Origin of the sequence: Burkholderia sp. Se-20373, from assembly GCF_017104705.1 — a bacterium.
Taxonomy (GTDB): Bacteria; Pseudomonadota; Gammaproteobacteria; order Burkholderiales; family Burkholderiaceae; genus Burkholderia.
The window spans coordinates 24,867-33,423 of sequence record NZ_JAAGPH010000090.1 but is presented as its reverse complement, the minus strand read 5'-3'; the positions used below and the strand labels follow the sequence as shown (position 1 = coordinate 33,423).

Annotated in this window: 8 protein-coding genes and 1 tRNA gene; 5 read left to right on the top strand and 4 right to left on the bottom strand. The window is 68.1% G+C overall.

Annotation, left to right across the window (positions count from 1 at the left end; all coding sequences use genetic code 11):
* Positions 1 to 216 precede the first annotated feature (216 nt).
* Both trmB and G3N96_RS25465 read right to left on the bottom strand, forming a co-directional pair.
* Positions 217 to 984, bottom strand: a complete 768-nt coding sequence (trmB, locus tag G3N96_RS25470; RefSeq protein ID WP_206138896.1) for a tRNA (guanosine(46)-N7)-methyltransferase TrmB — start codon at positions 982 to 984, stop codon at positions 217 to 219.
* A gap of 134 nt (positions 985 to 1,118) precedes the next feature.
* Positions 1,119 to 1,193: transfer RNA gene (locus tag G3N96_RS25465), tRNA-Gly, on the bottom strand.
* Between the two features lie 303 nt (positions 1,194 to 1,496).
* Here G3N96_RS25465 and G3N96_RS25460 point away from each other — a divergent pair.
* Both G3N96_RS25460 and G3N96_RS25455 read left to right on the top strand, forming a co-directional pair.
* On the top strand, positions 1,497 to 1,841 hold the full coding sequence (locus G3N96_RS25460) for a cupin domain-containing protein (protein WP_206138895.1): 345 nt from the start codon (positions 1,497 to 1,499) through the stop codon (positions 1,839 to 1,841).
* Between the two features lie 277 nt (positions 1,842 to 2,118).
* Positions 2,119 to 3,279 (top strand): enolase C-terminal domain-like protein, encoded by a 1,161-nt coding sequence (locus G3N96_RS25455; protein WP_206138894.1) that lies wholly within the window; start codon positions 2,119 to 2,121, stop codon positions 3,277 to 3,279.
* On the opposite strand, the gene G3N96_RS25450 is transcribed toward G3N96_RS25455, so the two are convergent.
* Both G3N96_RS25450 and G3N96_RS25445 read right to left on the bottom strand, forming a co-directional pair.
* The gene (locus tag G3N96_RS25450) at positions 3,265 to 3,909 is read right to left on the bottom strand and encodes a LysE family transporter (RefSeq protein ID WP_206138893.1); all 645 of its coding nucleotides are present in this window, start codon (positions 3,907 to 3,909) and stop codon (positions 3,265 to 3,267) included. The genes G3N96_RS25455 and G3N96_RS25450 overlap by 15 nt on opposite strands.
* A gap of 55 nt (positions 3,910 to 3,964) precedes the next feature.
* Positions 3,965 to 4,867: a LysR substrate-binding domain-containing protein gene (locus G3N96_RS25445; RefSeq protein WP_206138892.1), complete on the bottom strand. Its 903-nt coding sequence runs from the start codon at positions 4,865 to 4,867 to the stop codon at positions 3,965 to 3,967.
* A 171-nt stretch (positions 4,868 to 5,038) separates the two neighbouring features.
* Here G3N96_RS25445 and G3N96_RS25440 point away from each other — a divergent pair, with 171 nt between their 5' ends.
* From G3N96_RS25440 to scpB, 3 genes are all read left to right on the top strand, one after another.
* Entirely contained in the window at positions 5,039 to 6,361 is a 1,323-nt protein-coding gene (locus G3N96_RS25440) for an MFS transporter (protein WP_124576674.1), read from the top strand.
* A 61-nt stretch (positions 6,362 to 6,422) separates the two neighbouring features.
* Positions 6,423 to 7,646 carry a CaiB/BaiF CoA-transferase family protein gene (locus tag G3N96_RS25435; RefSeq protein ID WP_206138891.1) on the top strand — a complete coding sequence of 408 codons (1,224 nt, stop codon included), beginning with the start codon at positions 6,423 to 6,425 and terminating at the stop codon, positions 7,644 to 7,646.
* On the top strand, positions 7,643 to 8,452 hold the full coding sequence (gene scpB, locus G3N96_RS25430; protein ID WP_206138890.1) for a methylmalonyl-CoA decarboxylase: 810 nt from the start codon (positions 7,643 to 7,645) through the stop codon (positions 8,450 to 8,452). Before G3N96_RS25435 ends, scpB begins: the two co-directional genes overlap by 4 nt.
* The last annotated feature ends 105 nt before the right edge of the window (positions 8,453 to 8,557 follow it).

Genomic DNA, 8,557 nt, shown 5'->3' with positions numbered 1-8,557 from the left:
TCGACCTGCTCGACCACCGATAGCTTAAAAGCCAGGCTGTAGTCCCGCTGCGTCCGCTTGATCTCTTGCTCCACTTGGCACCTCTTCGTTTCAGCGAAAAAGTGTCAACCTATTTCAGGACGGGTCACTCGCATGAAAAAAGCCCGATCGGCATAGGCCGGTCGGGCTTTTTCTTGTCCGGAGCGGGGCGGCGTGCGCCCGACTCAGCGGGAGGGCTCAGCCTGCGCGCTTGCGGAACACCAAATCCCACACGCCGTGGCCGAGCCGCAGCCCGCGCCGTTCGAACTTCGTTACCGGGCGGTAGTCGGGGCGCGGCGCGTAGTCGGCGGCCGTATTTTCGAGCGTCGGCTCCGCGCCGAGCACGTCGAGCATCTGTTCCGCGTAGTTCTGCCAGTCGGTCGCGCAGTGAATGTACGCACCGGGCTTCAGGCGCGACGCCAGATGCGCGACGAGCGGCGGCTGGATCAGCCGGCGCTTGTGGTGACGCGCCTTGTGCCACGGGTCGGGGAAGAAGATGTGCACACCGTCGAGGCTTTCCGGCGCGAGCATGTGCTCGAGCACTTCGACCGCGTCGTGCTGGATGATGCGGATGTTCGACAGATCCTGCTCGCCGATCAGCTTCAGCAGCGCGCCGACGCCCGGCTCGTGCACCTCGACGCCGAGGAAGTCGTCGCCGGGGCGGTTCGCGGCGATTTCCGCGGTCGATGCGCCCATGCCGAAGCCGATCTCGAGGATGCGCGGTGCGCTGCGGCCGAACACGGCGTTCCAGTCGGGCAGTTCCGGCGCATACGGCACCACGAAGCGCGGGCCGAGCTCGTCCATCGCGCGGCGCTGGCCGGTCGATACACGGCCGGCGCGCGTCACGAAGCTGCGGATGCGGCGGTGGTGCAGCGGATTGACTGCGTCGGCGCCTTCGGCGGCTTCATCGGGAATGGCGTCGTCGTGCGGCGGCTGGCCGGCTTCGTTCGGATCGTCGTGCATCATCGGTGACAGAGAAAGGCTCGGTTGCGGGCGAGGGCCCGTTGCGCGCAGCAGTGCGCCGGGGGAACCGGCACATGGTACAAAAAAGCCGCCTTCGACGAGGCGGCTCATGCGCAGGCTGCGATGCAGCCGGAAAGTGGAGCGGGCGATGGGAATCGAACCCACGTCATCAGCTTGGGAAGCTGAGGTAATGGCCATTATACGACGCCCGCAGAACGCGCAATTCTACAGGGTTTGGCCAAGATGTGGCAAGTGGGCTGTTTTGGCCGCCGGCTTCAAGGCCCGCAGGACGCGAGGGAGGTGCGGTGGCACCGCCGGAAATGGTCGTCAAAAGGCGATCGGCTGGAAGCGCTTCGTTGGCGCAACGCGCAACGCGGAGCCGAACGAACGGCCGAGTGCCCGCCCGCAAGCCCGTGTCGAAAATAGACGAGTCCGCGTCGGAAGCATGCAAGTCCCCACGACGCTTTCGAACTAACGTGACAGGCTTCTTACACGATCGTTAGTCTGGAGCCGACATGTCCGATTTCATCACCGTTCTGCGCGAAACCTGCCCGACCCCCGTCCTCGACGCGACCAAGTGGAAGCGCATCGGCGGCGATCCGCACACCGTGAACCTGAACGCCTACCTCTCGAAGGACGGCGGCAAGATCATGGGTACCTGGATCTGCACGCCGGGCAAGTTCGAGGTGAACTACGAGAAATGGGAGTACTGCCACTTCCTCGACGGCTACTGCATCATCACGCCGGAAGGCGAGGAAGCGGTGCACCTGAAGGCCGGCGACGTGTTCGTGATCGAACCCGGCATGAAAGGCACGTGGGAAGTGGTGGAAACGGTGCGCAAGTACTTCGTCTTTGCCTGAGCCGGCCGGTCGATTCGATCGACGCATCCCTTCGTCGCCCGAACCCTTCCCGGTTCCCGGAGCCGGGAGGGCAAGCGGATGATGCCGGTTCAATGGAACGCGTTCCGGATCGGAATGCCGCGCTCACGCAGCGGCTGCAGCGCGATCGTCCGCCACGGTAGCGCACGCCTGCAGCCCGCGGCGACAGCGCCTATGATGCAGCGGTCCGTCCACCGTTCCGACCGCATTGCATCCCTCGTTCGCCTGCGCGTCGGCCGCCACCTCCGGAACCCCGACCATGCGCATCACCGCGATTCACGAGCAAGCGATTCCCGTGTCCCGTTATGCTGATCCGGCGATCCCGTCCGGCGGCCTGACGACGAGTGTCGTCGCGGTCGTCACCGACGTCGTGCGCGATGGCCGCCCGGTGACGGGCTACGGCTACGCGTCGATCGGCCGTTTCGCGCAGGGCGGCCTGATTCGCGAACGGTTCGCGCCGCGCCTGCTGGCTGCTGCCGACTCACTCGCCGACGAAGCCGGCACGAACCTCGACCCGTTCCGCGCATGGCGCGCGATGATGGCCGGCGAAAAGCCCGGTGGGCACGGAGAACGATGCGTCGCGGTCGGCACGCTCGACATGGCGATCTGGGATGCCGCCGCGAAGATCGCCGACCTGCCGCTCGCTCGCTTTCTCGCCGACCGACTTGAACGCACGGCCGCACCAAGCGTGCGTGTATATGCGGGCGGCGGCTACCGCTATCCGCATGACGATCTCGCGCGTCTGTCGGACGAAATGCGCCGCATCGCCGATCTCGGCTACACGAATGCGAAGATCAAGATCGGCGGCGCGGATCTCGATCAGGACCGCAGGCGCATCGAAGCGGCCGCAAGGCAATTGGCGGACAGTTCGCACCTCGCGGTCGACGCGATGAACACGTACGACGCGACGACCGTCGACGCGGCTGCCGCGATGCTCGCGCCGTTCGATCTCTGGTGGTTCGAGGACATCTGCGATCCGCTCGACCTGCCGCTCCAGGCGGACATCGCCACGCGCTATGCACCGCCGATCGCGGCCGGCGAGGCGCTGTTCTCGCTCGCGGAAGCGAAGCTGCTCGACCGCTACGGCGGCCTGCGCCCCGAGCGCGACGTGCTCGTATTCGATCCGGTGCATGGCTACGGGTTGCCGGGCTATCTGCGGATCGTCGAACACTTCGCGTCGCGCGGCTGGCGGCGCGATGCATTCTGGCCGCATGGCGGCCACCTGTTCTCGCTGCACGTCGTCGCGGCGCTCGGGCTCGGCGGTGCGGAAGTCAGCCCGTTCGCGTTTCATCCGTTCAGCGGACTGGCCGATGGCGCAAGCGTCGACGCCGGATACGCCCGCGTGCCGCAAGCGCCGGGCATCGGCTTCGAGCTGCATGCCGGCGCGCACGACGTGTTTCGCACGTTATCGAGCCGCTGACGCCTGTAGGGCATCGATCGCGAAACGCACCGCGAAGCCGAGCATCATCACCGCGACGAAGCAATCGAGCATGCGCCAGGCGAGCGTGCGGGCGAACCACGCGCGGCATGCGCGGGCGCCATACGCGAGCATCAGGAACCAGGCGAGCGAAGCCGTCATCGCGCCGATCGCAAACGGCGCGCGCGCCGGGGGCGTGTGGCTCACGATCACGGTGCCGAGCAGCAGCACCGTGTCGATCCACGCATACGGATTGAGCAGCGAGACGGCGGCGGTCGCGAGCACCGTGCGCGAGCGCGTGGGTTCGCTGCCCGCGCGTGGGCCGTCGACGTGCTCCGGCTGTCGTCGCCGGATCGCCGAGCGCAGCGCGAGCAGGCCATAGCCGGCGAGATACGCGATGCCGGCCCACAGCGCGGCCGACACTACGCCGGGGTGTCGCGACAGCAACGACGACAACCCGTGCGCGCCGAGCATGATCAGCAGCGCGTCGCTGCCTGCGCAGACGAGGGCGATGGAAAGCAGATGGGGGCTCGAGATAGAGCGCTTGATGACGAAAGCGTCCTTGGGGCCGACGGACGTGAACAGTCCGGCGCCAAGCAGCAGGCCTTCGAGGAAGGCAGAGGTGTCGAGCACGAGCGGGCCGACAACCTCTTAAGCTGAACCGGTGATGGTTACGATGAACGAAACGTTAAGGGGCGCCCGGGGGCGTTGTCAATGCCCACTCCGGCCGCTGCCCGAGCGTGTCGAACAGCCGGACGATCTCCGCTCTCACCTTCTGCACCGCGTTGCTGACGAGCGCCGTATCGTGCCAGCACAGCGACAGGTCGCGCGCGAACAGCCGGTGCGCGACCGTCGACAGCTTGAGCTTGCGCTCCTCGATCTCGACGTGCGCAGCCGTCCACGGCAGGATCGTCACGCCGAGCTGCGCCATCACGGCCGCGAACAGCAGCCCGGTCGAGCTCGCCTCGAAGCTGATCTCGTATGACAGCCCGGCCTCGCGCATCGCCCAGTCGACGCGGTTGCGGATCGTGTTCGGCGCGCTCGGCAGCACGAGCGGCATCCGCGCGATCGCGTCGAGCGGCACGGGATCGTCCGGCACCGGGAACCCGGGCCACGTGATCAGGTACAGCGTTTCCGTCAGCAGCCGGTGGACCGCGATGCCGCGCGTGTCGACCGCGTCGACGACGATCGCGAGATCGAGCCGCGTGCGTTCGAGCAGCGTGTCGAGATCGGCGCTCGGCGCCTCGATCAGCTCCAGCATGATGCCGGGAAAGCGGTCGCGCACCGCGCGGGCGAGCGGGATGGCCAGCACGCGCGCGGTGCTCGATGGCATGCCGACCGTCACGCGGCCCTGCGGTGTGTCGGCGTCGCGGCGCAGCAGCTCGAGCGCGTGCTGGTACAGCGTGCGGCCGGCGGCGGTCGGCGCGACGCCGCGCACGCTGCGTTCGAGCAGCTGCATCCCGAGATCCTGTTCGAGATTGCGCATCTGCTGGCTGACCGCCGGCTGCGCGACATGCAGCGCCTCGCTCGCATGCGTGACGTTGCCGCATTCGACGACCTTCACGAAATAGCGCAACTGCCTCAAGTCCATCGTCGCCCCCCTCCCGATTCGAGTCATAAGCGAATCCGATCGAGCGAGATGAATATCATATTTTTCCCCGATCGATGGTGTTTCTATACTCGTCTCACAAAAGAGCCAGCCTCCCGGCCATCCCGGACCGGACGCGGCAAAAACGCCGGCCCCGCCGGCAAGGAGACGAAGATGTTCAAGGCGATCGACGCGCCGGCGGCCGGCGCGAAGCCGCGGCGCACGCCGCTCACGCGCGAGCAGGTCAAGGGCTTCTGGGCCGTGTATGCGGGCTGGGTGCTCGACGGCGTGGATTCGGTGATCTACGCGCTGGTGCTGATTCCCGCGTTGACCGAGTTGCTGCCGGCGTCCGGCATCGCGGCGACGCCCGCGAATCTCGGGATGTATGGTTCGATCCTGTTCGCGTTGTTCCTGATCGGCTGGGGGCTGTCGTTCATCTGGGGGCCGCTCGCCGACCGCTTCGGCCGGGTCCGCACGCTCGCCGCGAGCATCCTGATCTACTCGGTGTTCACCGGCGCGGCTGCGTTCGTGCACGACGTGTGGGCGCTGGCCGCGTGCCGGCTGATCGCCGGGATCGGCGTCGGCGGCGAGTGGGCGCTCGCGGGCACCTACGTCGCCGAGAGCTGGCCGGAAGATCGCCGCAAGATGGGCGCCGGCTACCTGCAGACGGGCTACTACTTCGGCTTCTTCATCGCGGCGTGCCTGAACTACACGATCGGCGCGACCTACGGCTGGCGCGCGATGTTCCTGTGCGGGCTTGCCCCCGCGCTGCTCGCGGTGTTCACCGTGATGCGCGTGAAGGAGCCCGGCCAGTGGCGCCGGCATGACGCACGCGACGGCGACATGGCCGACGCGCGGCGCGCGCATCCGCTGCGCGAGATCTTCGCGCCGGCCTTCCTGCGCCGCACGGTGACGAGCGCGAGCCTCGTCGGCGTCGCGATCGTCGGGCTGTGGGCCGGCTCCGTGTACGAGGCGAGCGCGGTCAGCACGCTGGCGGCGCGTGCGGGCATCGACCACATCGGCGCGATGCGGCTTGCATCGATCGGCGCGGCGATCCTGTCGTGCGCGACGATCGCCGGCTGCCTGGTGGCGCCCTGGCTCTCCGAGCGGCTCGGCCGGCGCACCGCGCTCGGCGTGTATTTCGCGGGCATGGCCGCATCGATCGTGTTCGCGTTCGGCTGGGCGTTCTACCAGCCGAACGGGCTCGCGGCATTCATGGTGTCGCTGGTGTTCCTCGGTTTCTTCGGCGGCAATTTCGCGATTTTCTCGCTGTGGCTGCCCGAGCAGTACCCGACGCGCGTACGGGCCACCGCGTTCGCGTTCAACGCGTCGGTCGGCCGTTTCATCGGCGCGGGCGTGAACTTCCTGCTCGGCGCCGCGATACACGGCTACGGATCGCTCGGCGTGCCGGTCGCATGGACCGCCGCCGTGTTCGGGCTCGGCATCCTGATCCTGCCGTTCGCGGTCGAAACGCGTCACCAGACGCTGCCCGAATGAGCGGCACGCCGCGATCGTGCGGCAACACGCTACACCCCGTCATCAATATCAGGAGTCCGGAATGCAGGCATTACAAGGAATCAGGGTCGTCGATCTGAGCCGCGCGCTGTCGGGGCCGTTCTGCTCGATGGTGCTCGCCGATCTCGGCGCCGACGTGATCAAGGTCGAGTCGGGGCCGCACGGCGACATGAGCCGCGCATGGGGGCCGTTCGATCGCGGCGTGAGCACGTACTACCTGTCCTGCAACCGCAACAAGCGCGGCATCTGCGTGGACTTCCGGCAGCCGGCCGGCCTCGACGTCGTGCGCCGGCTGATCGCGCAGGCCGATGTCGTGATCGAGAATTTCAAGGCGGGGACGATGGATGCGATGGGGCTCGGCTATGCCGCGCTGAGTGCGCGCGATCCGCGGCTCGTGATGGGCAGCGTCACCGCGTTCGGCCCGCGCGGCCCGTTGCGCGACTGGCCGGGCTTCGACCAGATCGCGCAGGGCTATGCGGGGCTGATGAGCCTCACCGGCTTTCCCGACGGCGAGCCGACCCGCACGGGCACCGCGATCGGCGATCTCAGCTCGGGGATGTGGGTCGCGACCGGCGTGATGGCCGCGCTGTACGAGCGTGAGCGCACTGGACGCGGGCAGCATGTCGGCACGTCGCTGCTCGAGAGCCTCGTTTCGCTGCTGAGCGTGCACGGGCAACGCTACCTGAGCCTCGGCGACGTGCCGCAGCGAACCGGCAACGCGCATGCGGTGATCGCGCCGTATGGCGTGTTCGAGACGGCCGACGGGCCGCTCAACCTCGCGCCGATCACGACCGATATGTGGCTGCGGCTGTGCCAGTTGCTGGATCTTTCGGAGCTGCCGAATGATCCGCGCTTCGCGACTAACGATGCGCGCGTCGCGCACCGAGACGCACTGAAAGCGTTGCTCGAAAGCCGGCTACGCACGCGCGGCAAGCGCGAATGGACGCAGCGTTTCGTCGACGCCGGACTGCCGGCCGGGCCGATCAACACGCTCGACGAAGTGTTCGACGATCCGCAACTCGCGCATTGCGGGCTGGTCGAGCCGGTCGCGCATCCGACGCTCGGCACGCTGCGCCAGGTCGTCACGCCGCTCGGCGGAATGGGCGACGAGATGCCGGCGCCGCGCACGCGTCATGCGCCGCCGCTGCTCGGGGAGCATACGGTCGACGTGCTGCGCGAAGCGGGCTACGGCGACGACGCAATCGACGCGCTGCTGGCCGAGCGTGCAATCTTCCAGTCGGAAGCGGTGGCGGAGGCCGTGCAATGAGCGACGCGACGAAACACGAAGGGGCGTCGCGCGTGACGGTCGACATGGTCGGCGAACGGATCGCACGCGTGCGGTTTGCGAATCCGGCGCGACGGCATGCGCTCGACGCCCCGTTGCTCGATGCGCTCGTCGCACGCCTCGACGCGCTGGCCGGACACCGTCCGCCGCCGGTCGTGATCCTGTCGAACGACGGCAGCGGCGACGTGTGGAGCGCGGGGCACGACCTGCGCGAACTGGCCGACGATCGCGATCCGCTCGCCTACGGCAAGCCGCTCGAACGGGCGCTGCGGCGCGTGCGGACCTATCCGGGCGCGGTGATCGCGGCGGTGTCGGGTTCGGCGTGGGGCGGGGCGGTCGATCTCGTGATGAGCTGCGACCTGGTGGTCGCGACGCGCGACGCGCGTTTCGCGATGACGCCCGCGAACATCGGCCTGCCGTATTCGACGAGCGGCCTGCTGCGCTTCTACGACAACCTGCCGATCCACGTGCTGAAGGAGATGTTCTTCTGCGCGCAGCCGCTCGATGCGGCGCGCGCCGCGCATCACGGGCTCGTGAACCGGCTGGCCGACGCGGGCGGCGTCGACGATGCGGCGCTCGACGTCGCGCGCACGATCGCCGCGAAGGCGCCGCTCGCTGTGTACGCGGTGAAGGAGCAATTGCGCGTGCTGCAGGACGCGCGGCCATTGCCGGCCGATGCGTTCGAACGGATTGCCGAGCTGCGCCGGCAAGCGTGCGAAGGCGCGGATTTCGACGAAGGGCTGCGTGCGTTTTCGGAACGCCGCGCGCCGGTGTTTCGCGGCGTCTAGGAGATGGGTTGTGCGAGCGGGGCGCGCAAGCGGTGAAACGCGTGCGGACGTGCTCGTGTCGTTGTGCGGGTATCGGTTGCGCCATTCGCGGCCGCCGTCGCGTGC